This is a genomic window from Terrabacter sp. R4-6 (genome assembly GCF_057529065.1).
Genome location: NZ_CP197224.1, coordinates 3,780,920 through 3,806,254 on the forward strand (window position 1 = coordinate 3,780,920; position 25,335 = coordinate 3,806,254).

Consider the following 25,335-nt stretch of genomic DNA (forward strand, 5'->3'; position numbering starts at 1 on the left):
CGCCACCACCCTTCAGGAGAACAGCGATGTTCGAGCTCAGCCAGGACCACGAGGACTTCCGGATGGTCGTCCGCGACTTCGCCGAGAAGGAGGTCGCGCCCCACATCGCCAAGTGGGACGCCGCCGCCCACTTCCCGGCCGACCTCGTGCCGAAGATGGGTGACCTCGGGCTGTTCGGGCTCGTCGTGCCTGAGGAGTACGGCGGCGCGGGAGACTCCGGCGACTTCACGAGTCTCTGCGTCGCCATCGAGGAGCTCGGGCGGGTCGACCAGTCGATCGGCATCACGTTGTCCGCGGGCGTGGGCCTCGGCATCAACCCGATCCTCACCTACGGCACCGGGGAGCAGAAGCAGCGTTTCCTGCCCGACCTCGTCGCGGGCCGCGCCCTCGCCGGCTTCGGCCTCACCGAGCCCGAGGCCGGCTCCGACGCCGGAGCGACCCGCACGCGTGCGGTCCGTGAGGGGGACGAGTGGGTCGTGAACGGCGCCAAGGCCTTCATCACGAACTCCGGCACCGACATCACGTCGGTCGTCACCGTGACTGCACGCACCGGCACCAACGAGGACGGCTCGCCCCGGATCTCGGCGATCATGGTGCCCGCCGGCACCCCCGGCTTCGTCGTCGAGCCGGCCTACCACAAGCTCGGTTGGCACGTCTCCGACACCCACGGCCTCACCTTCGAGGGCTGCCGCGTCCCCGCCGACCACCTCCTCGGCGAGGAGGGGGAGGGCTTCAAGCAGTTCCTCAAGACCCTCGACGACGGCCGCATCGCCATCTCGGCGCTCGCCGTCGGCTGCGCCCAGGCCTGCCTCGAGCTCGCCACCGACTACGCGAAGACCCGCATCGCGTTCGGCCGCCCCATCAGCGTCAACCAGGGCGTGTCCTTCCAGCTCGCCGACCTCGCCGTCATGGTCGAGGGTGCCCGCCTGCTGACCTACAAGGCTGCCTGGCTCAAGGACGAGCTCCACGCCGGCAAGCGATCGGTCAAGGAGGTCAAGCAGGCCGCCGCCATCGCCAAGCTCTACTCGACCGAGGCCGCCGTCACCGCCACCCGGATCGCGACGCAGGTCTTCGGCGGCAACGGCTTCATGGAGGAGTACCCCGTGGCCCGCTTCTACCGCGACGCCAAGATCCTCGAGATCGGCGAGGGCACCTCCGAGGTCCAGCGCATGCTCATCGCCCGTGGTCTGGGGCTGCCCGCATGAACGAGGCCGCAGCGAGCCCCAGCTCGCAGGGCGACCCGCGCGTGGCCGACGTCCGGGCCCGGCTCGCGACCGCCCACGCGGCGTCGGCGGCCGCGCCCGAGAAGGCCCAGGCCAAGCTCGACGCGCAGGGCAAGATCTACGTCCGCGACCGCATCGCCCTGCTCTTCGACGAGGGCTCCTTCGTCGAGGACGGCCGCTACGCCAACGCCCTGCAGCCGGGGCTGCCGGCCGACGGCGTCGTCACGGGCCGGGGCACCGTCGACGGCAGGGCCGCGATCGTCATCGCCAACGACCCCACCGTCAAGGCCGGCTCCTGGGGAGCCCGGACCGTCGAGAAGATCGTCCGCGCCACCGAGATGGCGCTGCGCGAGGAGCTTCCGGTCTTCTGGTTCGTCGACTCGGCAGGCGCCCGCATCACCGACCAGGTCGAGATGTTCCCCGGTCGCCGCGGCGCGGGCCGGATCTTCCACAACCAGGTCGCGCTCTCGGGCAAGGTGCCGCAGATCTGCTGCCTCTTCGGCCCGAGCGCCGCCGGCGGGGCCTACATCCCCAGCTTCTGCGACCTCATCATCATGGTCGAGGGCAACGCCTCGATGTACCTCGGCAGCCCGCGCATGGCCGAGATGGTCGTGGGGGAGAAGGTCTCGCTCGAGGAGATGGGCGGCGCCCGGATGCACTGCACCGTCTCCGGTGTCGGTGACCTGCTCGCCCACGACGACGCCGAGGCCATCGAGCTGGCCAAGCTCTACTTCTCCTACGTCCCCGGCAGCTGGCGCGACCACCCGCCGACGTATGCCGCCGAGGAGCCCGCGACGCCACTGACCCGCGAGACCGTGCCCGAGCGGGAGTCGGTCCCCTTCGACGTCCACGAGGTCATCGACGGTCTCGTCGACGACGACTCCTTCTTCGAGCTCAAGCCCCTGTGGGCCGCCGAGCTCGTCATCGGCTTCGGCCGCCTCGAGGGCCAGACCGTCGGCATCGTCGCGAACAACTCGATGGTCAAGGGCGGCGTGCTCTTCACCGACAGCGCCGACAAGGCCGCGCGCTTCATCTGGCTGTGCGACGCCTTCAACATCCCGCTCGTCTACCTCGCCGACGTGCCCGGCTTCATGATCGGATCCGAGGTCGAGCGCGGCGGCATCATCCGCCACGGCGCCAAGATGGTCAGCGCCGTCTCGTCCGCGACCGTGCCGCAGTTCTGCGTCGTCGTGCGCAAGGCCTACGGCGCCGGGCTCTACGCCATGGGCGGGCCCGGTTTCGGACCCGACGCGACCATCGCGCTGCCGACCGCGCGCATCGCGGTGATGGGACCGGAGGCCGCCGTCAACGCCGTCTACGCCAACAAGATCGCCGAGATCGCCGACCCGGACGAACAGGCACGATTCGTCGCAGACCGCCGCCGGGAGTACGAGGAGGACGTCGACATCGAGCGTCTCGCGGCCGACCTCGTGCTCGACTCGATCATCGAGGCCGATGAGCTGCGCTCGGACCTGGTGCGCCGACTGGCCTATGCTTCCCGGCGTGACCGTCACTTCAGCGAGCGCCGACGCGCCGTCCCGCCGGTCTGAGCCGCGCCTCGGTCACCAGCTGGAGCACCCGGACCGCGACCTCGAGCGGAAGCAGCCGTTCTGGCGCCGCTTCCCGGTGTGGTTCCCGTTCGCCGTCTTCGGCATCTCCCGTCTCTTCGTCTGGGTCGCCGCGACCTACCTCTCGCGCTACCAGATCCCGCTGCCCATCGGGACGGCGAACATCCGCATCTTCTACCCCTCGCCCGCCGACCCCGGCTACGCCGCGGTCATGACGGGCTGGGACGGCCAGTGGTACCGCGTCATCGCCGAACAGGGCTATCCCGCCGTGCTGCCCCGCGTCGGCTGGGGCGGCATCGACATGAACCCGTGGGCCTTCTTCCCGGTGTTCCCGATGACGGCCGGCCTCATCATGACGGTGACGGGCCTGCCCTTCGCCGTCGTGGCGCCGACGCTCTCGATCGTCATCGGCTTCGCGGCGATGCACGTCCTCTTCAAGCTCGTCGACCAGGCCGTGGGCCGCTGGGAGGCGATCGTCGCCGTCGTCGCGACCTGCTTCTTCATCGCGTCGCCGGCCTTCTCGGCCTCCTACACCGAGTCGACCGCCCTGCTGGGGGTCGTCACCGTCCTGTGGCTGCTGCGCCGGCGGCAGTACTGGTGGGTCGCCCTGGCGCTGCTCGTGCTCTCCCTCAGCCGCAACGTGGTCATCGCCATGGTGCCCGTCATCATCGCCCACGCGGTCGTCCGCTGGCGGCAGGGTGACGAGGGGGAGCACCCGGTGCGCCTGCGCGTCGCGCTGGGAGCGCTCGCGGCATACGCTGGCGCCCTGACCTTCCTCTGGCCGACGATCGTGACGATCGCGACCGACACGCCGAACGCGTACAACGACACGATGCTCGCCTGGAACATCGAGACGAAGATCAAGCTCTACCTGTGGTGGAACCTGCTCTACGACTACTGGGGCGTCGTCGGACAGGTCGCGGGCGTGCTCGGCATCGCGGCGTTCACGTGGTTCATGCTGACGAAGAACTCGTGGCGCTGGGGCCCGGAGATCTGGGGCTGGGCGGGCGCCTACCCGGCCTACATCGTCCTCGTGACGAGCACGACGCCCAGCAGAGTGCGCTACGCCCTGCTGGCCTTCCCGATGACGCTCATCATCGCGTGGTTCCTCAAGCTGCGGTGGTGGCGGCGCTACCGCTACTGGCTGCTCGGGCTCATCGTCGTCATCGGCGCCGCCCAGATGTGGTGGTGGACCGAGCACTACCTCGTCATCGAGAACCTCACCGACGACCTCTACCCCTGACGGGCCCTGGTCACTCGGCCTCGCGACGGAGCCTGCCGACGACGTCGAACCACTCGATGCCGGCGTCGGCCAGCAGATCGCGCAGCAGCGGGAGCGACAGGCCGACGACGTTGTGGTGGTCACCCTCGACAGCCGTGACGAACGCTCCGCCCAGACCGTCGATGGTGAAGGCCCCGGCCACCGTGAGCGGCTCGCCCGTGGCGACGTAGGCCTCGATCTCCTCGTCGGAGAGCGTCGCGAAGTGGACGGTCGTCGACGCCGTCGCGCCGAGCGTCGCCCCGCCGCTGCCGCGTTCGTCGACGAGCCAGTGCCCCGTGTGCAGCACCCCTGACCGGCCTCGCATCCGGCGCCACCGGGACACGGCCTCGGCGGCGTCACCCGGCTTGCCGTGGACCTCACCGTCGAGCTCGAGCACCGAGTCGCAGCCGAGCACGACCACCCCGGCGTCGACCCGGGCCGCGACGTCCTCGGCCTTGGCGCGCGCGAGGAGCAGCGCGATGTCGGCGGGTTCGAGCGGGCCGTAGCGGTCGGTGGCCTCGGCGACGGTGAGGTCCTCGTCGACCTCGCTCACGACGACGACCGGCTCGATGCCGGCGGAGCGGAGCGTCGCGCGGCGAGCGGGCGACGCGGAGGCGAGGACGATCTGGACGGCGGGCACGTCGGGGAGGGGGCTCGGCGGCATGACGCCATGGTAGGCGGCACGCCCGCGGGTGGAAGGCCGACGGCGCCGCCCCCCATGGGGAGCGGCGCCGTCGGCCGTCTGCGCGGGACCGACGTCAGCCGATCGCTGCCGTCTGAGCCGAGTAGATCGACTTCGTGAGGTAGCCGGACTTCGCGCCCGTGACGCGGACCTTGACGTAGGTGCCCTTGTCGGTGGTCGTCAGCTTGTACGTCTTGGCCGTGGCTCCCGAGATCGCCGTGCCCGAGCGGTACCACTGGTAGGTCAGGGTCGTCGGGGTCGGGCTCCACGTGCCGGGGTTGGCCGTCAGGGTGTAGCCGACCCGCTGCGTGCCCGACAGTGTCGGGGTCGGCGCGGTGAAGACGGCGAGGACGGCGGTCGTGGCGGCTGACGTGCGCGCCGTCGTGAGGTAGCCGCTCTTGCTGCCGGTGACCCGGACGGTGATCGTCTTGGTCTGGTCGGTGGTCGTGAGCTTGTACGTGCTCGCCGTGGCACCCGAGATCGCGACGCCGGAGCGGTACCACTGGTAGGCCAGGGTGACCGGTGCCGGGCCCCACGTGCCGGGCACGGCCGTCAGGGTGTAGCCGACGGCCTTGGTGCCGCTGATCGTCGGTGTCGGTGCCGTCAGCGCGCCCAGGACCGCCGTCGTCGCCGCGGAGGTCCGGGCGACCGTCGTGTAGCCGCTCTTGCTGCCGGTGACCCGGACGGTGACCGTCTTGGTCTGGTCGGTGGTCGTGAGCTTGTACGTGCTCGCCGTGGCACCCGAGATCGCGACGCCGGAGCGGTACCACTGGTAGGCCAGGGTGACCGGTGCCGGGCCCCACGTGCCGGGCACGGCCGTCAGGGTGTAGCCGACGGCCTTGGTGCCGCTGATCGTCGGTGTCGGTGCCGTCAGGGTTCCGGCGACCACGGCCGCGGTCGCCGCGGAGGTCCGCGAGACGCTCGTGTAGCCGGCCTTGCTGCCCGTGACTCGGACCGTGATCGTCTTGCCGAGCTCGGTCGCCGTCGGGGTGAAGGTGCTCGCCGTGGCACCGCTGACGGCGACGCCGCCCGCGAGCCACTGGTAGGCGAGGCTGACCGGTGCCGGACCCCAGGTCCCCGGCGCCGCGGTGAGCGCCGTGCCGACACGAGCCGTGCCCGTGACCGTCGGGGTCGCGGCCGTGAGCGTGCCCGCGGTGACGACGGGTCCGGTGGCGGCCTGCTGGAGGCTGCCGTTGGTCTCCGTCCAGCCGGCCATGCGGAGGGTGACCCGCTTGCCGACCATGTCGCTCGTGACGGTCAGCGGCTGGACGCCGCCGTAGTCCGTCGGACGCGGGACGCCGCCGACGACCCAGGTGTAGGTCGGGTACCAGTCGTCGGCCGGGCTGATCGTGCCGTGGCTCGCCGTCAGCGTGGATCCCACGACGCCGGTGCCCGAGATGGTGAGCGGGCTCGACAACGTGGCGGCCGAGGTGCGGACCTCGACGCCGTTCGACAGGAGCTGGGCGGTGCGGTACCCCGCGAGGGTGCCGGTGACCCGGGCCGTGACGTAGGCGCCGGCGAGGTCGCTCGTCAGCGTGAAGCTCGGGCCCGTGGCGCCGGGGATGGCGACGAGGCCCCCATTGCCCTTGGCGCTCATCCACTGGTAGGACAGGGCCACTCCTGAGGGTCCCCAGGCTCCGGCGTCGACGCTGAGCGTGCTGCCCACCGACCCGGTGCCGCTCACGAACGGCTCGCGGGCGGTCAGGCCCTTGCCCGCGACCGGCAGCACCAGGGTCAGCTCACGTCGCCGCGTGTCGGTGGTCACCGTGAAGGGCGTCGCCGTCTCGAGGGTGGCCGCGTCGTCGTAGCACCGGTCCTGGTAGCGGGTCGCGGGAGCCCAGTCCTGGTACCACGTGTCGTAGACGCAGATCTTGTACGTCGTGCCGACGTCGGTGCCCTCGGCGAAGGTGCCGTCGGCCCCGGTGAGCAGGGGGCCGTACTGCCGGCCGAACCAGTCGCCCTCGGTGGGGCGGTACTCGTAGAGGTTCCAGTTGATGTTCTGGAGCGGGGTGCCTGCGGCGTCCGTGACCGTGACGACGACGCCGGTCCAGGGGTCGAGGACGAAGTTCACGCCCGTGACGGTGGCGCCGGCAGGCACCGACCAGTCGACGTAGTCGGGCGTGCTCGCGGTGCCGTTCCAGCTCTCGCCCTCGTAGAGGTGCTGGCCCGAGGTGTCCTCGGCGTGCAGGTTGCTCGGGCCGGCCTCGACACCGGTGAGCGTGAAGGTGCCATCGCTAGCCGGGGTGGCCGTGACGACCTGCCCACCCGTGCTCTTGGAGACGCTGACCTCGGCGGCCTGGACGGGCTGGCCGAGGATGTTCCGGACCGTGCCCTTGATCGTCGAGCGACGGTCGAGCCGGATGTCGGCGACGGTCGGGGTGGCGCCGGCGGTGACCTCGGCCGCGTCCTCGAAGCTGCCCTTGTCGAGATACCACTCGATGCCCCACTGCGAGGCGCACGTCATGGTGCCCCAGCAGCCCGCCTGGATCTTGTACGGGCCCGGCGAGCCGAACGTCGCCGTGTAGGTGCCATCGCTGCTGAACGTCACCGAGCCGGCGTAGTCGTAGTCGGCGTCGTAGATCCAGAGACCCGCGTCGGGAACGCCGACGACGGTGCCGGTCGACGACAGTCCGGTGACCCTGCCCGTGATGGTGTAGGTGGCGGCGCTGGCGGACGGGGCTGCCAGCGGCAGCAGCCCGAGCGCGACGGTGGTGGCGGTCAGCACGGTCAGGAGGCGGCGCGCAGCACGGCGCGCGATCGTCCCCCGGGCCCGGCCGACCGCAAGGCGGTGGCTGAACACTGTTGTCTCCCCTGTGTGAGCTGTGTCGGCGCCCGCGCTGTCGTCGGACGCGACGTCAGCATAGGTGCGTGTCGACACGGTGACCATGGGGAGCGGTGCCCGGGACGCAGGAAGCCCCCGACCGGCTGGGTCGGGGGCCTCCTGAGACCGTCAGATCTCCTGCAGCACCGCGCCGCGGAGGGTGTTGAGGCCGACGCCGCCGATGTCGAGGGCGCGACGGTGGAAGGCCTTGAGGTCGAAGGCGTCGCCCTCGCGCTGCTTGACCTCGTCACGCAGCTGCAGCCACAGTCGCTCGCCGATCTTGTAGCTGGGCGCCTGCCCCGGCCAGCCGAGGTAGCGGTTGAGCTCGAAGCGGAGGATCTTCTCGTCCATGAAGCCGTAGCGGGTGAGGTAGGCCCAGGCCTTGTCGTAGTCCCACGCGCCGCCACCGACCTCCTCGGGGGCGTCGAAGCCGCAGTGGACGCCGATGTCGATGACGACGCGGGCAGCCCGGAGTGACTGTCCCGCAAGCCAGCCCATCCGGTTGCCGGGGTCGTCCATGTAGCCGAGCTCGGCCATGAGCCGCTCGGCGTAGAGCGCCCAGCCCTCACCGTGACCCGAGGTCCAGGCCTCGAGGCGCCGCCACTTGTTGAGCAGCTCGGAGCGGTAGACCGTCTGGGCCACCTGCAGGTGGTGGCCCGGGACGCCCTCGTGGTAGACGGTCGTCAGCTCGTTCCACGTGCGGAACTCGGTGTTGCCCTTCGGCACCGACCACCACATCCGGCCGGGCCGGCTGAAGTCGTCGGACGGGCCGGTGTAGTAGATGCCGCCGGTCTGCGTCGGGGCGATCATGCACTCGATGCGCTGGACCGGCTCGGGGATGTCGAAGTGGACGTCCTTGAGGTCGGCGATGACCTCGTCGGCGCGCTCCTGCATCCAGGCCTTGAGCGCGTCGGTGCCGTGCAGGGCGTAGCGGTCGTCGGCGTCGAGGATCTCGACACCGCGCTGCACGCTCGCGCCGGCCTCGAGGCCCTCGGCGATCTCGCTCATCTGCGCGTGCAGGCTCGCGACCTCCTGCTGGCCCCAACGGTAGGTCTCCTCGAGGTCGACCGTGGCGCCGAGGAAGTAGCGCGACTCGAGCCGGTAGCGCTCGATGCCGCAGGCGTCGGCCTCCGGGGCGTGCGGCAGCAGCTCACGCTCCAGCCAGTCCGCGATGTCGCCGTATGCCGCAGCGGCCACCTTCGCGCCCTCGGCGAGCTGGTCCTTGACGTCGCCCGCGAGCGGCGCGTCCCCCACCGTCGCGTCGGTGACGACCTTGGCGAAGTAGCCGTCGTCGGCGACGAGGTCACGGGACTGCTCGGCGCAGGCCTCGACCTGGCGGCGCGGCGACACCTGTCCGCGCTCTCGCGCGAGGAGCAGCGACTCCTTGTAGCCCTCGAGCGCGGCCGGGATCTTCGTGAGTCGGACGGCGAAGGTGCGCCAGTGGTCCTCGGTCTCCTGCGGCATGAGGTCGAAGACGTCGCGCACGGCCTGGAGCGGCGACGCGAGGACGTTGAGGGACATCTCGTCAAGGCCGGCGGCATACCGGTCCTCGGAGAGCTGGAGGCGCTCGGTCATGGCGTCGACGGTGACCCGGTCGACGTCGTCGGTCGGGCTCGCGGCGGCGAGCCGGGCCAGCGTCGCCCGGCGCAGCTCGGAGGCGGCGGCGTTGCCGGCAGGGGAGAGGTCGTCGAGCTCCTCCTCGGCGCCGGGGACACCGAGGAAGGTCGCGTTGATGGGACTGAGGGCGACGGAGGCGTCGAAGTAGGTCTCCGCGATGCGGTCGACGTCGGTCTGGGGTCGCGCGGTCTGGGTGTTGGCGGTCACCCGGCGAACGTAATCCAGCCCGCGGTCACGTGCCAGTGCATTGTGGGCCCGGGGTGGAGCGGCCGGGACTCAGCCGTCCCCGTCGGACGAGCCGCCCTTGTCGCCGCCCTTGTCGCCGCCCGAGACGACGAGCACGACGATCCCGTCGGCCGTCGGGGTGCCGGCCGCGGGCCACGTCGCGATGACCTGGCCGCCGTCCCCGTCGGAGGGGACCGTGACCCGGGTGACGCGCACGTCCTCGCCGTCGATGGTCTTCTCCGCGTCCTTGGCGTCCGTGCCGACGAGACCGTCGGGGACGACGAAGGAGGAGTTGACCCGGTCGGGGGCGTGGCCGCGGCTCACGACGAGGGCGACGGTCTGCCCCTTCGTCATGGGCTGGCCCTCGGCGGGGTAGCTGCCCATGACCGCTCCGTCCGGCTGCGTGGAGCGCACGAGCACCCAGCGCACGTTGACGCCGAGCCCGATCAGCTCGTCGACCGCGGCATCGCGCTGCTGGCCGACGAGCCCGCCGGGGACGGTGCTGCCGTCGGACGGCGCGGCCGTCGTGGACGGCGGGGAGCTCGGCGTTCCGGAGGTCGCCGACGGGCGCCTGCCGGGGGCGGCCGCCGTCGGCGCGTCCGAGCCCGACAGCAGGACGTAGCCGAGGATCCCGACGAGGGCCACGACGGCGGCGAGGAGCACCCAGACGACAGGGCTCGGTCCGGACCTGCGCCGGTGTGCCGCGCCGCGCCGCGTCGCGGCCGGAACGGGCGTCGTCGGAGCGGTGCGCGCAACGCTCGACGGCACGCCGACGGTGGGCATCATCGCCGTGCTGGCGCCGGCGCCGCCGGCGGCGAGGTCGAGCACCGAGGTGGCCTCGCCGGCCGGCAGGGCGCGGGTGGCGGCGTCGGCGCGCGTCTCGTGACCGGACAGGGCGGCGGCCATCGCGTCGGCGTCGGCGTAACGGTCGGCGGGAGACTTGGCCGTGGCGCGGACGACGACCTCGTCGAGGTCGGCGGGGAGGTCGGCGACGCGCGAGCTGGGCAGCGGCACCGGCTCGTCGAGGTGGCGCATCGCGATCGCGACCGGGGTGTCGCCCTCGAAGGGCACCGAGCCGGTCAGCATCTGGAAGAGCAGGATGCCGAGCGAGTAGAGGTCGGACGACGGCGTCGTGGCCTCGCCACGGGCCTGCTCGGGGGCGACGTAGGCGGCCGTTCCCATGATGGTGCCGGTGTCGGTGAGCGAGGCCTGCCCGAGGGCCCGGGCGATGCCGAAGTCGGTCACCTTCACGGTGCCGTCGGAACGGACGATGACGTTGCCGGGCTTGACGTCACGGTGGACGACGCCGGCCCGGTGGGCGGCGCCGAGCGCCGCACAGACCTGCTCGGCGACGCGGACCGCGTCGCCGGGGGTGAGCCGGCCGTGCTCCCGGATCACGTGGGCGAGGTCCTGGCCCTCGGCATACTCCATGACGATGAAGTGGGAGTCGCCGTCGACGCCGTAGTCGTAGACCTGCGCGATGTTCGGGTGCGAGAGCGCGGCGGCGGTCAGGGCCTCGCGGCGGAAGCGCTCGACGAAGTCGGGGGAGTCGGCGAAGCCGGCGGCGAGCACCTTGACGGCGACGAGCCGACCCAGGCGGTCGTCGGTCGCGAGGTGGACCTCACCCATGCCGCCGACGGCGAGGCGCTCACGCAGGGAGTAGCGCTCGGCGATCCGGACGGTGGGGCTCGACTCGACAGACATGGGCAACGAGCGTAGGGCAGCGGGTCGGGTGACGGCCAACCGAAACGGGTCCCGCCTCAGCGCGGCAGGCCGGTGCGGCGCCACCCGCCGTTGCGGGCCGACGGCCCGACGAGCCGCCAGGACGGGTCGGACCAGGCCGAGCGGTCGTGCTCGGGAGCAGGCTCGTCCCCACCGACGGCGGACAGCACGGCGACGAGCGCCGCGACCTCCTCGGGCGTCGGGCGCCCGGAGACACGGATCGTGGGCGGGACGGGCCCCGCAGCGGACGTCGTGGGATCACTCACAGCGGGATGTTCCCGTGCTTCTTGGGCGGGAGCGTCTCGCGCTTGTTCTGCAGCGCGCGCAGGGCCCGCGTGACGTTCATCCGCGTGTTGGACGGGCTGATGACGGTGTCGATGTAGCCGCGCTCGGCCGCGACGTACGGGTTGGCCAGCGTCTCCTCGTAGTGCGTGATGAGCTCCTGGCGCTGGGCGTCGACGTCGCCACCCTGCTCAGCGGTGTGCTTGAGCTCCTTGCGGTAGAGGATGTTGACGGCCCCCTGCGCGCCCATGACGGCGATCTGGCCGGTCGGCCAGGCGAGGTTGATGTCGGCACCGAGGTGCTTGGAGCCCATGACGTCGTAGGCGCCGCCGTAGGCCTTGCGCGTGATGACGGTGATCTTGGGGACCGTGGCCTCGGCGTAGGCGTAGATGAGCTTCGCGCCGCGACGGATGATGCCGTCCCACTCCTGGCTCGTGCCGGGCAGGAAGCCGGGCACGTCGACGAACGTCAGCACCGGGACGTTGAAGCAGTCGCACGTGCGCACGAAGCGCGCGGCCTTCTCAGACGCGTCGATGTCGAGGCACCCGGCGAACTGCAGCGGCTGGTTGGCCACGATCCCGACCGACATGCCGTCGATGCGGGCGAACCCGGTGAGGATGTTGGGCGCGAAGAGCGGCTGCACCTCGAGGAACTCGCCGTCGTCGACGACGTGCTCGATGACCTGCTTCATGTCGTAGGGGACGTTCGGCGAGTCCGGGATGCACGTGTCGAGCCAGCGGTCGTCGTCGGTGACCGAGAGGTCGGCCTCACCCTCGCCGTAGGAGGGTGGGGTCTCGAGGTTGTTGCTCGGCAGGTAGGACAGGAGCGCCTTGACGTAGTCGATGGCGTCCTGCTCGTCGGTGCCCATGTAGTGCGCGACGCCCGACTTGCTGTTGTGGGTCAGGGCGCCGCCGAGCTCCTCGAAGCCGACGTCCTCGCCGGTCACGGTCTTGATGACGTCGGGACCGGTGATGAACATGTGCGAGGTCTGGTCGACCATGACGGTGAAGTCGGTGATGGCGGGGGAGTAGACCGCGCCGCCCGCGCACGGGCCCATGACGAGCGAGATCTGCGGGATGACGCCCGAGGCGCGGACGTTGCGGAAGAAGATCTCGCCGTAGAGGCCGAGGGAGACGACCCCCTCCTGGATGCGGGCGCCGCCGGAGTCGTTGAGGCCGATGACGGGGCAGCCGATCTTCATCGCGAAGTCCATGACCTTGACGATCTTCTCGCCGAAGACCTCGCCGAGGGACCCGCCGAAGACGGTGAAGTCCTGCGCGAAGATCGCCACCTGGCGACCGTCGACCATGCCGTAGCCCGTGACGACCCCGTCGCCGTAGGGACGGTTCTTGTCCTGGCCGAAGGTGTTGCTGCGGTGCCGGGCGTACTTGTCGAGCTCGATGAAGGTGCCCTCGTCGAGGAGCATCTCGATGCGCTCGCGGGCGGTCTTCTTGCCGCGGGCGTGCTGCTTCTCGACGGCGCGCTCCGAGCCGGCGTTGGCGACCTCGGCGACGCGCCGCTTGAGGTCGGCGAGCTTTCCGGCGGTCGTGCCGAGGTCGGGCCCGGGGCTCTCCGGCGACGTGCTGGTCGGCTGTTCTGCGACGGCGTGATCGGTGGCCATGCTCGGCACTCTAGCCTTGTGGACGTGCGCGATTCGCTCGACATCGAGACTGTGAGTGCGGCCTTGGTCACGTCCGGACGGCCGTGGCGCGGGGTGGAGTTCCACCCCGCCCTCGGGTCGACGAACACCCGCCTGCGCGAGCTGCTGACCGGCGCGGCCGAGCCGACGGGGGCGTATGCCGCCGGGCGGGCTCCTGACGACCGCGGGCTGTGGTGGGTCGTCGTCACCGACCACCAGACCGGCGGGCGCGGGCGTCTCGGCCGGGCCTGGACGGTGCCCGACCGGGCCTCGCTCGCCGTCAGCGTGGCCGTGCCGGTCACGGACCCGGGGCAGGCGGGCTGGATGCCGCTGCTCGCCGGGCTCGCGCTGTCGCGGGCCGTGCGCCGGGTGACGGAGTCCTCCGGGCACGCCCTCACGGCCAGGCTCAAGTGGCCCAACGACGTGCTCCTGGCCGACGACGGTGACCGCAAGCTGAGCGGCATCCTCTGCGAGCTCGTCACGCTCGGGTCCGGCGTCGGGGGGCAGGCGGTCGTCGTCGGCACCGGGGTCAACGTCGACCAGACCCGCGAGGAGCTGCCGGTCGACACCGCCACGTCCCTGGCGCTCGCCGGGGCCCGGGTGCGGCGCGAGGACGTGCTCGTCGCCTACCTCGACGAGCTGACGGCCGTGCTCGCCGGAGCGGGTGTCGGCACCGGCCCGTCGGGCGCGGACGGGGTGGAGGGGGTGGGCGGGGCGGCCGGGGCCGCCGGGGTGCGGACGGCATACCGGGAGGCCTGCTCGACCATCGGGCTCACGGTCCGGGTGCACCTGCCCACGGGGGTCGCGGTCGAGGGCACCGCGGTCGGCGTCGACGACGCCGGCGCCCTCGTCGTGCGCACCGACGACGGCGTGCGGACCTTCGCGGCCGGTGACGTCGTCCACGTCCGGCCCGCGGCCGGCGGACTGGCATGATCGGGCCATGACCGAGCCGGGCACCGAGGCCACCCAGGGCTCGAAGGGCGCAGAGGGCTCAGAGCCGGTCGGGCGGGCGAGCGAGGACTACACGGAGCGGCTGCTGGGGCGTCCGCTCGAGCTGCGCCGCCGCGAGGTGAGCCGCGGCGCCGAGGTCTCCCTGCTCTCGGCGCGCAAGTTCTGGCACGCCCTGGGCTTCCCCGTCGTCGACACCGACGACGAGCTGTTCACCGAGGCCGACCAGAAGGCGCTCGCCGCCGTCGCGGGCATCGTGCGAGACGGTCTGCTCGACGAGCCCACGGCGCTCGCCATGACCCGTGCCTTCGCGCGTTCGGCCGACCGCCTCGCCGGCTGGCAGTCGCAGCTCATCGCCGAGGCCGTCGAGAACCACATGACGGCGGCGCTGGCCGACGAGGGCGACGACGACGAGCACGAGTCGCGCTCGGTCCCTAGCCTCGAGACCGCCACCGAGACCGCGAAGCGCCTCGCCGTGCTCACCGACCGCCTCGAGCCGCTCCTCGTCTACGCCTGGCGCCGGCACCTGTCGGCCACCGTCGCGCGCATGCTCGCCGACGCCGACCCGGAGTCCTACGGCATGACGAAGATGCGCTCGGTGGGCTTCGCCGACCTCGTCAACTTCACGGCGCTCGTGCGCCGCATGTCCGAGCGCGACCTCGCCCGACTCGTGTCGCGCTTCGAGGCGCTCTCGGCCGACGTCATCACGGCCCACGGCGGCCGTCTCATCAAGACCGTCGGCGACGAGGTGCTCTTCACGACGATGGGGGCCGCACCCGCCGCGGCGATCGCGCTCGACCTCGTCGAGACGATGACCGACGACGACGTGCTGCCGGACGTGCGGTGCGGGATGGCGCGCGGCCCGATCATCTCGCGCCTCGGCGACGTCTTCGGCACCACCGTCAACCGCGCCTCGCGCCTGACCGCCGTGGCCCAGGCCGGCAGCGTCCTCGTCGACGCGACGATGGCGCGAGAGCTCGCGAGCCTCTCCGGGTTCGAGCTGACGGGGCAGCGCCGGCGCATCCTGCGCGGCGTCGGGCCCGTCACGCCCTCGCTGCTCCGCCGTGCGACGTCGGCCGGGCGCCGCTCCGTCTCGGGCGAGCCGCTCCCCGACACCACCCACCGAGCCACGTCGCGCACCGACGCGTGACCCCCGAAGGAGACCAACGCATGCCGTCAGAGCCGACCGCAGCCGACGCCACCGCGAGCGCGGGGTCGGGGCAGCCCGCCCTCGTGCGCGTCGAGCGCTTCGAGGACCCCGAGCTCGCCCACGTCGCCGAGATCGTCCTCGACCGACCCGAGGCGATGAACGCCGTGTCGACGGCGATGGCCCGCGCCATCGCGGCGGCGACGGCTCAGGTCGCGGCGGACGAGTCGGTGCGCTGTGTCGTGCTGACCTCGAGCCACGCTAAGGCGTTCTGCGTCGGCGCCGACCTCAAGGAGCGCAACGCCTTCTCGGACGCGGACCTCATGGAGCAGCGCCCCGTCGCCCGGGCGGCCTACGGCGGCGTCCTCGACCTGCCGGTGCCGGCCATCGCCGCCGTCGACGGCTTCGCGCTCGGGGGTGGCTTCGAGCTGGCCCTGTCGTGCGACCTCGTCGTCGCCGGCGAGGGCGCCGTCGTCGGGCTGCCGGAGGTCAGCGTCGGTGTCATCCCGGGGGGCGGTGGCACCCAGCTGCTCGTGCGTCGGGTCGGGTGGTCGCGCGCGGCGAGGGCCATCTTCACGGCCGCGCGCCTCCCGGCCGCCGAGGCCCTCGAGCTCGGCGCGGTCGACGAGGTCGTCCCGGCCGGCGCCGCGCGTGACCGGGCCCTCGAGCTGGCCCGGACGATCGCGGCGAACTCGCCGATCGGGCTGCGAAACGCCAAGCGGGCCATGCGTCTCGGCGCCGACGTGGGTCTCGACGCGGGCCTGGAGATCGAGGACGGCTGCTGGCGCGCGACGGCGTTCTCGGGCGATCGCCGCGAGGGTGTGGCCGCCTTCGCGGAGAAGCGGCGCCCGGTCTGGCCGGGTCGCTGAGGCCCCATCTGCCGTGTCGCGGGGGCGTCAGGGTGCGAATCGGGCCGTTGTCGATAGGCTCACGACGGTCGGTGCACCCCCGGGCCGGCAGATCCTGAGGACGGTGACATGACCCGAGTGCTCCTGGCGGAGGACGACCCAGCCATCTCCGAACCGCTGGCGCGTGCGCTGCGGCGAGAAGGCTACGACGTCGACGTGCGCGAGGACGGTGTCGCTGCGCTCGACGGTGCCAAGGAGAACCCCGACCTCGTGCTCCTCGACCTCGGCCTGCCGAAGATCGACGGGCTCGAGGTGTGTCGCCGCATCCGGGCCGAGGGGCGCGCGATCCCCGTCCTCATCCTCACGGCCCGCGCCGACGAGGTCGACACGGTCGTGGGGCTCGACGCCGGGGCCGACGACTACGTCACCAAGCCCTTCCGTCTCGCCGAGCTGCTCGCGCGGGTGCGGGCGCTGCTGCGGCGCACCCCCACCGAGGTCGTCGCCTCCGGTGAGCTCGTCCGCATCGACTCCGACGGGCGTCGCGCCTGGTTCAAGGGTGAGGAGCTGCAGCTGACGGCCAAGGAGTTCGACCTGCTGCGGGTGCTCGTGCGCGAGCAGGGCAAGGTCGTCTCTCGCGAGCAGCTCATGCGCGAGATCTGGGACACCGCGTGGTTCGGGTCGACGAAGACCCTCGACATGCACATCTCGGTGCTGCGCCGGAAGCTCGGCGACGACGCGACCTCCCCGCAGTACATCGCCACGGTGCGTGGTGTCGGCTTCCGCTTCGAGCGTCCCCAGGTCGACTGACCGTGCGCCGGGTGCTCGACCGGATGGCGCTCGTCGGGGCAGTCGTCTGCGCCGGGCTCTTCGTGCTGCTCTCGACGGTGGTCGTCGTCTGGGCGGTGACGCAGCAACCCGGCACCGTCACCGCGTGGATCGCCTCGGAGCCCTCGGTCGGGATCGCCCGGTTCGGTGCGGTCATGCTCGGGGTCGGTGCGCTGAGCGGCGCCGCCGCCTACCTCGCCACCTCGGGCACCCGGGCCCACGTCGAGCGGTCCTCCCAGGAGCTCGTCCACCTCGCCACCCGCTTCGCGGCCGGTGAGGCCCGTCTGACGCCGGTGCACTCCGACATCGACGAGATCGACCACGTGTCGGGCGTCATGACCCGTCGGGCCCACGACATGACGAAGTCGCTCGCGGCCGAGCGTGACTTCGCCGCCGACGCCTCGCACCAGCTGCGCACCCCGCTCACGGCCCTGCTCATGCGCCTCGAGGAGATCTCCGAGACCGATGACGCCGAGGTCGTCAAGGAGGAGGCGACGATCGCGATCGCGCAGGTCGAGCGGCTGACCCGGGTCGTGGACGACCTGCTCGGCCGCACCCGCGGATCCGGTGGGCCGTCGCCGGCCGTGTCGCTCGACTCCGTCATCGCCGCCCTCCAGCGCGAGTGGCAGCCCGCCTTCGAGCAGGCCCGCCGGTCGGTGCGGGTGCGCGGCGAGCGCGGCCTCTTCGTCCGGTCGACGCCGGTCGCGCTGTCCCAGGTGCTCTCGACGCTCCTCGAGAACTCCCTCGTGCACGGTCGGGGCACCGTCGACGTGCACGCGCGCCGCTCCGGCCCGTCGGTCATCGTCGAGGTCAGCGACCAGGGCGACGGCGTGCCCGCCGCGATGGCCCCCCACATCTTCGAGCGCTCGGTCAGCAGCGGCGCCGGTGGCAGCACCGGTCTGGGTCTGGCCCTCGCGCGCGACCTCGCCGAGTCCAACGGCGGTCGCCTCGACCTCGTCCAGGCCCAGCCGGCACGCTTCGCGCTCTTCCTCTCCGAGGCCGAGACCGACTGAACGCCCACGGGACCCCCTACCGGCCGGGGTAGGGTGCCCCGGTGAGGCGCCTGCATGAGTTCCTGTTCGTGCGCCACCGGCACAACTGGCTGCTGCTGCTCCGGTTCGGAGCCGTTGGCGCCTCGGGCGTGCTCGTCAACCTCCTCACCCTCGTCGTCGTCAAGAAGCTCGGACCGAGCTTCGACCAGGCGATCGTCGGCGTGCCGGGCACCGAGTTCAACGTCCGCTGGTACCACGTCTACTCGACCATCGCCTTCCTCGTCGCCAACCTCTGGAACTTCCAGCTCAACCGCACGTGGACGTTCCGCACGAGCAAGCACGCCCGCTGGTGGCACGAGTACTGGCCGTTCCTCGCCGTGGGTCTGCTCGGCCAGGTCATCGGCCTCGTCCTGCTGACGCTGCTCATGCACCTCGACTCACCGATCCACCTCTCGCCCACGGTGCTCGACGACTCCACGGGCTTCCGCACCCGGCTCTACTGGGCGCAGCTCATCGTCATCGCCGTCGTCACCCCCGTCTCGTTCGTGCTCAACAAGCTGTGGACCTTCGCCGCCGTGCGCGCCCACCACCCCGACCTCGCCGATCCCAGCCACGTCGAGGCGGTGCTCTCCGACGAGGGCGAGGAGCTGCCGGAGCCGAGCGACGCGGACCGGAGGGCCGGCGCCGTCCCGGGCCGCCACGACCCGCTCGGCTGACGACGGCTACGCTTGGGCGTCGTGACCCAGCCGAAGCGCGCCCCCGGAGGATTCCCCGTCGTCGGCGTCGTCGGCGGCGGACAGCTCGCCCGCATGATGCAGGGCCCAGCGGTCGAGCTCGGCGTCCAGCTGTCGGTGCTCGCCGAGAGCGACACCGCGGCAGCGGCCCTCGTCGTGCCGAGCTCACCCGTGGGGGAGCACACCGACCTCGAGACGGTCCGCGCCTTCGCGCAGCACTGCGACGTCATCACCTTCGACCACGAGCACGTGCCGCCGGCCGTGCTCGAGGCGCTCGAGGCCGACGGCGTGGCCATCCACCCCACGCGCGCCGCCCTCAACTTCGCCCAGGACAAGCTCGCGATGCGCGAGCGCCTCACCGCCCTGGGGATCGCGTGCCCCCGCTGGGTGCGGGCCACGACCGCCGAGGAGGTCACCGCCTTCGGTGACGACGTCGGCTGGCCGATCATCGCCAAGACCCCGCGGGGCGGCTACGACGGCAAGGGCGTGGCGGTCGCGTCCTCGGCGAGCGACCTCACGGACTGGATCTCGCGGATCGGCGAGCCCGGCCCGCTCGAGCACGGCCTGCTCCTCGAGGAGAAGGTCGACTTCGTCCGCGAGCTCGCCGTCCTCATCGCTCGCAGTCCGTCCGGCCAGGCCGCGGCGTGGCCCGTCGTCGAGACGGTCCAGACCGACGGGATCTGCACCGAGGTGCTCGCCCCCGCCCCGGCCCTCGACGCCGACCTCGCCTCGGTGGCCACCGAGGCCGCCCTGCGGATCGCCGGCGAGCTCGGTGTCACCGGAGTGCTCGCCGTCGAGATGTTCGAGGTGCGGCCCGGGACGGGCGGCACGTCCGCCTACGTCGTCAACGAGCTGGCGATGCGGCCGCACAACAGCGGCCACTGGTCCATGGACGGCGCCGTCACGGGGCAGTTCGAGCAGCACCTGCGCGCCGTGCTCGACCTGCCGCTCGGCGACCCCCGCCCCCGGGCGCCCTGGACCGTCATGGCCAACGTCCTCGGCGGCGACTACGAGCACCTCTACCCGGCCTACCGCCACATCATGGCTCGCGACCCCGGCGCCAAGGTGCACGTCTACGGCAAGGGGGTGCGCCCCGGCCGGAAGATCGGGCACGTGAACGTCAGCGGCCCCGACCTGGGCGAGGCCCGCGAGCGTGCCGGGCACGCCGCCGACTACCTCCGAGGAGTGATCACCGAATGACCGAGAGCCCCGCGCCCGTCGTCGGCATCGTCATGGGCAGCGACAGCGACTGGCCCGTCATGCGCGAGGCCGCCCGTGCGCTCGAGGAGTTCGGCATCCCCTACGAGGCGGACGTCGTGTCGGCCCACCGGATGCCGGACGAGATGATCGCCTACGGCCAGAACGCCGCCGAGCGCGGCCTGCGCGTCGTCATCGCCGGCGCAGGGGGAGCCGCTCACCTGCCCGGGATGCTCGCGTCCGTGACGCCGCTGCCGGTCGTCGGGGTGCCGGTGCCGCTGAAGTACCTCGACGGCATGGACTCCCTGCTCTCGATCGTCCAGATGCCGGCGGGCGTGCCGGTCGCGACCGTGTCGATCGGTGGCGCGCGCAACGCCGGACTGCTGGCCGCACGCATCGTCGGCACCGGCACCGACGAACTCGCCGCCGACGTGCGCGAGCGGATGGTCACCTTCCAGGCCGACCTGCGCGACCAGGCGCACGCCAAGGGGGCGTCGCTGCGCGATCAGGTCGCCCGCGGCCTCACGGACTGAGCCGTCGTCCCACCCCGCGGCGGCTGCGGACCGGGCTGCCCGCGTACGCCCGTCGTCAGTCCGGCTGCGCGAGGAAGCCGCGCACGGCGGCCGTGAACACGCCGGGCTGGTGGGCGTGGACGAGGTGTCCCGCGTCGATGCGCACGAGGCGGCCGTCGGCGACGGTCCCGGCCATCTCCGTGACGTGCTCGGCCGGCATCGGGCTGCTCGGACCGCCCCACACCACGAGCGTCGGGGCCGTGACCCCGGCGACCACGTGCGGCCAGTGCGGGTCGGGGTCGTCGATCTGGGCGCGCACCTGGAGCACCGCCTCCCAGTCGTAGGGGAGGTCGCCGCCGGGACGGTGCGCAGGACGCGGCTCGCGCGGGTGGGGGACGGGCACGTCCTCGAGGACGAGGCGCCGGACGAGATCGGGCCGACGGCTCGCGAGGAGGCACGCGACGAGGCCGCCGAGCGAGTGGGCGACGACGTCGACCGGTCGACCGGCCTCGGCCGCGAGGTCGGCGGCGACCACGACGAGGTCGTCGGCGAGCTCGGACAGCGCGTAGCTGCCGGGCCACGGGCTCGCGCCGTGACCGCGCAGGTCGACGGCGACGACGAGGCGGTCGTCCGCGAGGCCCTCGGCCACCTCGCCCCAGTCCGCCGAGGTGTCTCCCGTGGCGTGGACGAGCAGGACAGGCGGCAGACCGCCCGGCCCGCCCCAGCGCCGGGCGTGGAGCGCGACCGCAGCCACGGTCGGGTCAGTCGGTCACGGCCGACGCGCCGTCACCGGGCTGGATGCGGGGGTACTCGATCTTGGGGCAGGTGTCCATGACGACCGAGAGCCCGGCCGCCTCGGCGCGGGCGGCGGCGTCCTCGTCGACGACGCCGAGCTGCAGCCACAGCGCCTCGATGCCGAGCCGCTCCCGCTCCGCGATCGCCTCGTCGACGACCGCACCCACGCGCCTGCTGTTGACGAAGCAGTCGACGACCTTGACGACCGTGCCGTCCGGGATGTCGGCGAGGGTCTGGTGACCCGTCGCGCCGTGCACCGTGGCCGCGCTCGGGTGGACCGGGACGAGACGGATGCCGAGCTCGCGCTGGAGCCACAGGGAGACGCGGTAGGCCGTGCGGTCGGGGTTGTCACCGAGGCCGACGACGGCCCACGTGGCCGGGGTGTGCAGCAGGTCCCGGATGACGTCCGGGTCGTTGTGGTGGTGCGGACTCATGTCGCCATCCTCACACGCGTCGTCCCACCGATCGCGCCCGGATCGCGCCCGGATCGGACCCGGATCGCGCCCGGATCCCGCGCGCATCGCGCCCCGACGACGTCCAGCCGGCCGTGATTGGATGGCGGGATGCGATTCGGAATGTTCGTTCCCCAGGGCTGGCGTATGGACCTCGTCGGCATCGAGCCGGCCCAGCAGTGGGAAGCCATGGTCAACCTCGCCAAGCACGCCGACGACGGAGACGTCTTCGAGTCCATCTGGGTCTACGACCACTTCCACACGGTGCCGCAGCCGTCGGGTGAGGCGACGCACGAGGCGTGGTCGCTCATGGCCGCCTTCGGGGCCGCGACGAGCCGGGTGCGACTCGGCCAGATGTGCACGTGCATGGCCTACCGCAACCCCGCCTACCTCGCCAAGGTCGCCGCGACCGTCGACGTCATCTCGGGCGGCCGCACCGAGATGGGCATCGGCGCCGGCTGGTACGAGCACGAGTGGCGTGCCTACGGCTACGGCTTCCCCAAGGCCGGCGACCGCCTCGGCGCCCTGCGCGAGGGTGTCCAGGTCTTCCGCGACATGTGGACGACGGGCTCGGCCACGCTGGACGGAAAGTACTACCAGGTCGACGGCGCCCTCTGCGCCCCGCGGCCCCTGCAGGGCACGAGCCACCCGGGCAGCGCCCTCAACGGGATCCCGATGTGGATCGCCGGAGGCGGCGAGAAGGTGACGCTCAAGATCGCGGCGGAGTACGCCGACTACACGAACTTCGACGGCACCGCCGAGGGCTTCGACCACAAGAGCGCGATCCTCAAGGGCCACTGCAACGACCGGGGCCGCGACTTCGGCGAGATCGTGCGCTCGGCCAACTACAACGTCGTCATCGGCGAGACGGACGCCGACGTCGAGGACCGCCTCCAGTTCTACGGCGAGCTGCTCCGCAAGGGCGGTGTGGCCGACGACAAAGCCGCCGCGTCCGTGGAGGACCTCCGCAAGCAGCCCGCGGTGGGCACGCCGGACAAGATCGTCACGACCCTCAAGGACATGGAGGCCCGCGGGATGACGTATGCCATCACGTACTTCGCGGAGGCCGCCTACGACCGCTCGGGCATCGAGCTCTTCGAGCAGACGGTCGCTCCCGAGCTCAAGGGCTGACGGTCTTCGTGGCGCTCGGCTGGACGGCCTGCTACCAGGCCGTCCAGCCGCCGTCGACGGCGACGACCTGGCCGGTGACGTAGGCCGAGGCATCCGACGCGAGCCACGTGACGACACCGCGGAAGTCGTCCTCGGTGCCCATCCGGCCCAGGGGGGTCAGGCGCTCGTACCGCTCGACGAAGGCGTCGTCCTGGCCACGGGCGATGCCGCCGGGGGCAAAGGCGTTGACCCGCACCTCGGGGGCCAGCACGGTGGAGAGGTAGCGCGTCAGCTGGGCGATGCCGCCCTTGCTCGCGGCGTAGGCGGCGGGGTTGCCCATCCGGGTCCCCTCGTAGAGGCCCATGTTGGGCCCGACGAGCCCGTAGATGCTCGAGACGTTGACGACGCTCCCGTGTCCCGAGGCGCGCAGGAGGGGCGCGAGCTGCCGGGTCAGCGAGAAGGGCGCGGTGAGGTTGAGCGCCAGCGCCATCGCGAAGGCGTCGTCGGTCTGCTCGTCGAACGGGACGGCATACCCGGGGACCCCGGAGGTGCCGGTGAAGGCGGCGTTGTTGACGAGCACGTCACAGGCGCCGATGTCACGGACGGCATCGACGACGCGCGAGACTCCCTGCGGATCAAGGAGGTTGGCGCCGAGCGGCACGTGGGTGGCGCCGGGGAGCCCGTTCGCGGTCGCAGCGCAGACGGCCTCGTCGAGGTCGACGACGACGACGCGGGCGCCCGCGGTCGCGAGGGCGTCGGCGAGCACGCGGCCGAGCGGGCCGGCGCCTCCGGTGACGACCGCGGTGCGACCCTCGAGGGACGTGATGGGTGCGGTCGTCATCGGGACTCCTCCGTCGGGGCCTGGGCCGGCGCAGGGACGTCCAGCCAGGGCAGCGTGATGAGGCCGGCACCGATCAGGGCCTCGATGAGCCGGAACTCGTACTCGTCGTCGATCGAGAAGGCCTGCGCCTCGGGGATCTCGAGGCCCGCGTGGGTGCCCTCGTCGAACCACGAGGCCTCGAGGCGGCGCACGAAGTCGGCCCGCCAGAGGTAGAAGTTGCCGTTGATCCGGAGGAAGCGTCCGACGTCCTGGCGTCGGGTGATGCCGGTGCCGGCCTCGAAGTAGCGCGAGAGGGCGCCGGCGCGCCCGTCGTCGGGCCGCACCCCCACCCAGACGGGGTTGAAGGTGGGCTCGGAGACGCTGATGACGCCGTCGAGCGCCGGGTCGCCCGCGAGGCGCGTCACGGCCCCGGCGAGCTGGGCGGGCACGCGGGCCGGGCTCGTCGGGTCGAGCAGGAGCACGGCGTCGTAGGCGGTGCCCTCTTCGTGCTCGACCCACTCGAGGGCGTGCCGGACCACCGGGGCCATCGGGGTGTCGTCGGCCGCGAGCTCCGCCGGGCGCAGGAAGGGGGCGTCCCCGCCGTGGGCGCGCACGACGTCGGCGATCTCGGCCGAGTCGGTCGTCACGACGCAGCGCGTCACCTCCGGTGTCAGGGCTGCCGCGCGGACGCTGTGCGCGATGAGCGGCAGACCCCACATCGGGCGGATGTTCTTCCCCGGCAGGCCTTTCGAGCCACCGCGCGCGGGGATGACCGCCAGGACGCGGGGTGGACGGAGGTCGGTCACGAGGCGTCCTCGGGGTCGGTGTCGGTGGGGGCCGCTCGGACCCCGGCGGCACGGGCCTCGTCGCACAGCCGCACGGCGTCGATGCCCTCGGCGAGGGTGGCCGGGGCACCCCGGGTGAGGCGCTGGGCGGCGGGTGCCGACGGCCGCAGGTCGAGGGCGGCCCGGGCCTGCGTGCCCATGACGATGTCGCGGTCGAGGTCGTGGTCGAAGACCTGCTCGCTGACCTCGCCCTCGGAGGTCGTGTGCCGCACCACCGCCCGCGTGACGTCCCACTCGAGGATGCCGTCGGGGGAGTGGACGACGACCCCGCGGGACGTGGGACGGGTGACGTAGTCGAGCCGGGTGGTGACGGTGAAGGGGTGCTCGGTCGTCCAGAGGAGGGTGGCGGCCTGCTCTGCCTCGATGTCGAGCGGGCCGGTCGTCTCGAGGTGGGAGCCGACGAGGTCGGGACGGCCGAAGAGCACGGTGGCGTAGTCGATCTCGTGGACCATGTCGCGCAGCACGCCGCCCTCGCCGGGTCGTGCCGAGTAGGACGCGCGGTAGTCGCGGTCGGGTCGCCAGTCCGGGAGCCACGACTGGGATCTCACGTGCGCCGATGCGCTGCCCTCGATGCGCCCGACGAGACGGCGCAGGTGCCGGAACGCCTCGTGAGCGCGCAGCGGGGCCGCGACCCAGACGTCGACCGCCCGCGGGTGGTCGCGCAGGGCGAGGACGTCGTCGACCGTCGCGGCGACGGGCTTCTCGACGAGGACGGCGAGCGCCCCCGCGTCGAGCGCCTCGATCGCGTCGGCCACGTGCCGGGCGGTGTCGGTCGCGACGACGACGAGGGTGTCGGCCATGGCGGCCCGGCCCGTCGCGTCGTCGAGGAGGCGCGCTCCCGTGGCGTCGTCGACGGCGTCGGGCCCGAGTCCACGGTCGCGCACCGGCCACAGGGCGACGTCGGCGCCCTCCTGCCGGAAGACGCGTGCGTGACGCTGCCCGATCGAGCCGGAGCCGCGGACGACCACGGGCAGTGGCGACGGAGACGGGCTGGGCACACCTGCAGGCTAGAGGACGCGAGGTCCGGGCGCGCACGTCCACCGCCCTGTGCGGCTGACCGGTCGGCAGGC

23 protein-coding genes are annotated in these 25,335 nt (G+C 72.4%); 12 read left to right on the top strand and 11 right to left on the bottom strand.

The features are described 5' to 3' along the window. The first annotated feature begins 26 nt into the window (after positions 1 to 26). From ACSSS0_RS17585 to ACSSS0_RS17595, 3 genes are read left to right on the top strand one after another with little or no spacing between them, the layout of a single operon-like run. Complete coding sequence (locus ACSSS0_RS17585) at positions 27 to 1,205, top strand: acyl-CoA dehydrogenase family protein (protein WP_487229003.1); 1,179 nt, start codon at positions 27 to 29, stop codon at positions 1,203 to 1,205. Further along, positions 1,202 to 2,773, top strand: a complete 1,572-nt coding sequence (locus tag ACSSS0_RS17590) for an acyl-CoA carboxylase subunit beta (protein ID WP_487229004.1) — start codon at positions 1,202 to 1,204, stop codon at positions 2,771 to 2,773. The genes ACSSS0_RS17585 and ACSSS0_RS17590 overlap by 4 nt, the downstream gene beginning before the upstream one ends. After that, positions 2,727 to 4,034 carry a hypothetical protein gene (locus ACSSS0_RS17595; RefSeq protein WP_487229005.1) on the top strand — a complete coding sequence of 436 codons (1,308 nt, stop codon included), beginning with the start codon at positions 2,727 to 2,729 and terminating at the stop codon, positions 4,032 to 4,034. The genes ACSSS0_RS17590 and ACSSS0_RS17595 overlap by 47 nt, the downstream gene beginning before the upstream one ends. Positions 4,035 to 4,044: 10 nt before the next feature. On the opposite strand, the gene ACSSS0_RS17600 is transcribed toward ACSSS0_RS17595, so the two are convergent. From ACSSS0_RS17600 to ACSSS0_RS17625, 6 genes are all read right to left on the bottom strand, one after another. Then, positions 4,045 to 4,716: a Maf family protein gene (locus tag ACSSS0_RS17600; protein ID WP_487229006.1), complete on the bottom strand. Its 672-nt coding sequence runs from the start codon at positions 4,714 to 4,716 to the stop codon at positions 4,045 to 4,047. 94 nt (positions 4,717 to 4,810) lie between these two features. Beyond that, a complete protein-coding gene (locus tag ACSSS0_RS17605) occupies positions 4,811 to 7,459 on the bottom strand; it encodes a carboxypeptidase regulatory-like domain-containing protein (RefSeq protein ID WP_487229007.1) in 2,649 nt (882 codons plus the stop codon). A 225-nt stretch (positions 7,460 to 7,684) separates the two neighbouring features. Beyond that, positions 7,685 to 9,379: a DUF885 domain-containing protein gene (locus tag ACSSS0_RS17610; protein ID WP_487229008.1), complete on the bottom strand. Its 1,695-nt coding sequence runs from the start codon at positions 9,377 to 9,379 to the stop codon at positions 7,685 to 7,687. 69 nt (positions 9,380 to 9,448) lie between these two features. Further along, positions 9,449 to 11,101, bottom strand: a complete 1,653-nt coding sequence (pknB, locus tag ACSSS0_RS17615) for a Stk1 family PASTA domain-containing Ser/Thr kinase (protein ID WP_487229009.1) — start codon at positions 11,099 to 11,101, stop codon at positions 9,449 to 9,451. Between the two features lie 56 nt (positions 11,102 to 11,157). After that, positions 11,158 to 11,385 (bottom strand): acyl-CoA carboxylase subunit epsilon, encoded by a 228-nt coding sequence (locus tag ACSSS0_RS17620; protein ID WP_487229010.1) that lies wholly within the window; start codon positions 11,383 to 11,385, stop codon positions 11,158 to 11,160. Next, positions 11,382 to 13,022 (bottom strand): acyl-CoA carboxylase subunit beta, encoded by a 1,641-nt coding sequence (locus ACSSS0_RS17625; RefSeq protein ID WP_487229011.1) that lies wholly within the window; start codon positions 13,020 to 13,022, stop codon positions 11,382 to 11,384. Before ACSSS0_RS17625 ends, ACSSS0_RS17620 begins: the two co-directional genes overlap by 4 nt. A 24-nt stretch (positions 13,023 to 13,046) precedes the next feature. Here ACSSS0_RS17625 and ACSSS0_RS17630 point away from each other — a divergent pair, with 24 nt between their 5' ends. The 8 genes from ACSSS0_RS17630 to purE all read left to right on the top strand — a co-directional run bounded on the left by ACSSS0_RS17630 (position 13,047) and on the right by purE (position 20,264). Beyond that, positions 13,047 to 13,973 carry a biotin--[acetyl-CoA-carboxylase] ligase gene (locus ACSSS0_RS17630; RefSeq protein ID WP_487229012.1) on the top strand — a complete coding sequence of 309 codons (927 nt, stop codon included), beginning with the start codon at positions 13,047 to 13,049 and terminating at the stop codon, positions 13,971 to 13,973. 7 nt (positions 13,974 to 13,980) lie between these two features. Further along, entirely contained in the window at positions 13,981 to 15,138 is a 1,158-nt protein-coding gene (locus ACSSS0_RS17635) for an adenylate/guanylate cyclase domain-containing protein (protein WP_487229013.1), read from the top strand. Positions 15,139 to 15,158: 20 nt separating this feature from the next. Continuing rightward, complete coding sequence (locus ACSSS0_RS17640; protein WP_487229014.1) at positions 15,159 to 16,004, top strand: enoyl-CoA hydratase/isomerase family protein; 846 nt, start codon at positions 15,159 to 15,161, stop codon at positions 16,002 to 16,004. A 108-nt stretch (positions 16,005 to 16,112) separates the two neighbouring features. Beyond that, positions 16,113 to 16,790 (top strand): response regulator transcription factor, encoded by a 678-nt coding sequence (locus ACSSS0_RS17645; RefSeq protein WP_020145846.1) that lies wholly within the window; start codon positions 16,113 to 16,115, stop codon positions 16,788 to 16,790. A gap of 2 nt (positions 16,791 to 16,792) precedes the next feature. Beyond that, complete coding sequence (locus tag ACSSS0_RS17650; RefSeq protein WP_435986634.1) at positions 16,793 to 17,821, top strand: sensor histidine kinase; 1,029 nt, start codon at positions 16,793 to 16,795, stop codon at positions 17,819 to 17,821. 41 nt (positions 17,822 to 17,862) lie between these two features. Then, the gene (locus ACSSS0_RS17655; RefSeq protein WP_487229015.1) at positions 17,863 to 18,516 is read left to right on the top strand and encodes a GtrA family protein; all 654 of its coding nucleotides are present in this window, start codon (positions 17,863 to 17,865) and stop codon (positions 18,514 to 18,516) included. Positions 18,517 to 18,537: 21 nt separating this feature from the next. Then, complete coding sequence (locus ACSSS0_RS17660; RefSeq protein WP_487229016.1) at positions 18,538 to 19,734, top strand: 5-(carboxyamino)imidazole ribonucleotide synthase; 1,197 nt, start codon at positions 18,538 to 18,540, stop codon at positions 19,732 to 19,734. Further along, a complete protein-coding gene (purE, locus tag ACSSS0_RS17665; RefSeq protein ID WP_487229017.1) occupies positions 19,731 to 20,264 on the top strand; it encodes a 5-(carboxyamino)imidazole ribonucleotide mutase in 534 nt (177 codons plus the stop codon). Before ACSSS0_RS17660 ends, purE begins: the two co-directional genes overlap by 4 nt. Positions 20,265 to 20,319: 55 nt before the next feature. On the opposite strand, the gene ACSSS0_RS17670 is transcribed toward purE, so the two are convergent. Further along, the gene (locus tag ACSSS0_RS17670; protein ID WP_487229018.1) at positions 20,320 to 20,997 is read right to left on the bottom strand and encodes an alpha/beta fold hydrolase; all 678 of its coding nucleotides are present in this window, start codon (positions 20,995 to 20,997) and stop codon (positions 20,320 to 20,322) included. Between the two features lie 7 nt (positions 20,998 to 21,004). Continuing rightward, complete coding sequence (locus tag ACSSS0_RS17675) at positions 21,005 to 21,472, bottom strand: CoA-binding protein (RefSeq protein WP_435986629.1); 468 nt, start codon at positions 21,470 to 21,472, stop codon at positions 21,005 to 21,007. Positions 21,473 to 21,601: 129 nt separating this feature from the next. Between ACSSS0_RS17675 and ACSSS0_RS17680 the strand changes: the two genes are divergently transcribed. Beyond that, the gene (locus ACSSS0_RS17680) at positions 21,602 to 22,621 is read left to right on the top strand and encodes an LLM class F420-dependent oxidoreductase (RefSeq protein ID WP_487229019.1); all 1,020 of its coding nucleotides are present in this window, start codon (positions 21,602 to 21,604) and stop codon (positions 22,619 to 22,621) included. Between the two features lie 31 nt (positions 22,622 to 22,652). Here the strand turns inward: ACSSS0_RS17680 and ACSSS0_RS17685 are convergent, their stop codons facing one another. The 3 genes from ACSSS0_RS17685 to ACSSS0_RS17695 are packed head-to-tail and all read right to left on the bottom strand — an operon-like array spanning position 22,653 to position 25,263. Further along, positions 22,653 to 23,441, bottom strand: a complete 789-nt coding sequence (locus ACSSS0_RS17685) for an SDR family oxidoreductase (RefSeq protein WP_487229020.1) — start codon at positions 23,439 to 23,441, stop codon at positions 22,653 to 22,655. Then, a complete protein-coding gene (locus tag ACSSS0_RS17690) occupies positions 23,438 to 24,226 on the bottom strand; it encodes an acylneuraminate cytidylyltransferase family protein (protein WP_487229021.1) in 789 nt (262 codons plus the stop codon). Before ACSSS0_RS17690 ends, ACSSS0_RS17685 begins: the two co-directional genes overlap by 4 nt. Continuing rightward, complete coding sequence (locus ACSSS0_RS17695; protein WP_487229022.1) at positions 24,223 to 25,263, bottom strand: Gfo/Idh/MocA family protein; 1,041 nt, start codon at positions 25,261 to 25,263, stop codon at positions 24,223 to 24,225. Before ACSSS0_RS17695 ends, ACSSS0_RS17690 begins: the two co-directional genes overlap by 4 nt. Positions 25,264 to 25,335 lie beyond the last annotated feature (72 nt).

Bases quoted from the DNA above. Each gene is read 5' to 3' on its own strand.
- ACSSS0_RS17585 (WP_487229003.1), top strand. From the start codon at position 27: ATGTTCGAGCTCAGCCAGGACCACGAGGACTTCCGGATGGTCGTCCGC.
- ACSSS0_RS17590 (WP_487229004.1), top strand. From the start codon at position 1,202: ATGAACGAGGCCGCAGCGAGCCCCAGCTCGCAGGGCGACCCGCGCGTG.
- ACSSS0_RS17600 (WP_487229006.1), bottom strand. From the start codon at position 4,716: ATGCCGCCGAGCCCCCTCCCCGACGTGCCCGCCGTCCAGATCGTCCTC.
- pknB (WP_487229009.1), bottom strand. From the start codon at position 11,101: ATGTCTGTCGAGTCGAGCCCCACCGTCCGGATCGCCGAGCGCTACTCC.
- ACSSS0_RS17625 (WP_487229011.1), bottom strand. From the start codon at position 13,022: ATGGCCACCGATCACGCCGTCGCAGAACAGCCGACCAGCACGTCGCCG.
- ACSSS0_RS17635 (WP_487229013.1), top strand. From the start codon at position 13,981: ATGACCGAGCCGGGCACCGAGGCCACCCAGGGCTCGAAGGGCGCAGAG.
- ACSSS0_RS17640 (WP_487229014.1), top strand. From the start codon at position 15,159: ATGCCGTCAGAGCCGACCGCAGCCGACGCCACCGCGAGCGCGGGGTCG.
- ACSSS0_RS17645 (WP_020145846.1), top strand. From the start codon at position 16,113: ATGACCCGAGTGCTCCTGGCGGAGGACGACCCAGCCATCTCCGAACCG.
- purE (WP_487229017.1), top strand. From the start codon at position 19,731: ATGACCGAGAGCCCCGCGCCCGTCGTCGGCATCGTCATGGGCAGCGAC.
- ACSSS0_RS17675 (WP_435986629.1), bottom strand. From the start codon at position 21,472: ATGAGTCCGCACCACCACAACGACCCGGACGTCATCCGGGACCTGCTG.
- ACSSS0_RS17680 (WP_487229019.1), top strand. From the start codon at position 21,602: ATGCGATTCGGAATGTTCGTTCCCCAGGGCTGGCGTATGGACCTCGTC.
- ACSSS0_RS17685 (WP_487229020.1), bottom strand. From the start codon at position 23,441: ATGACGACCGCACCCATCACGTCCCTCGAGGGTCGCACCGCGGTCGTC.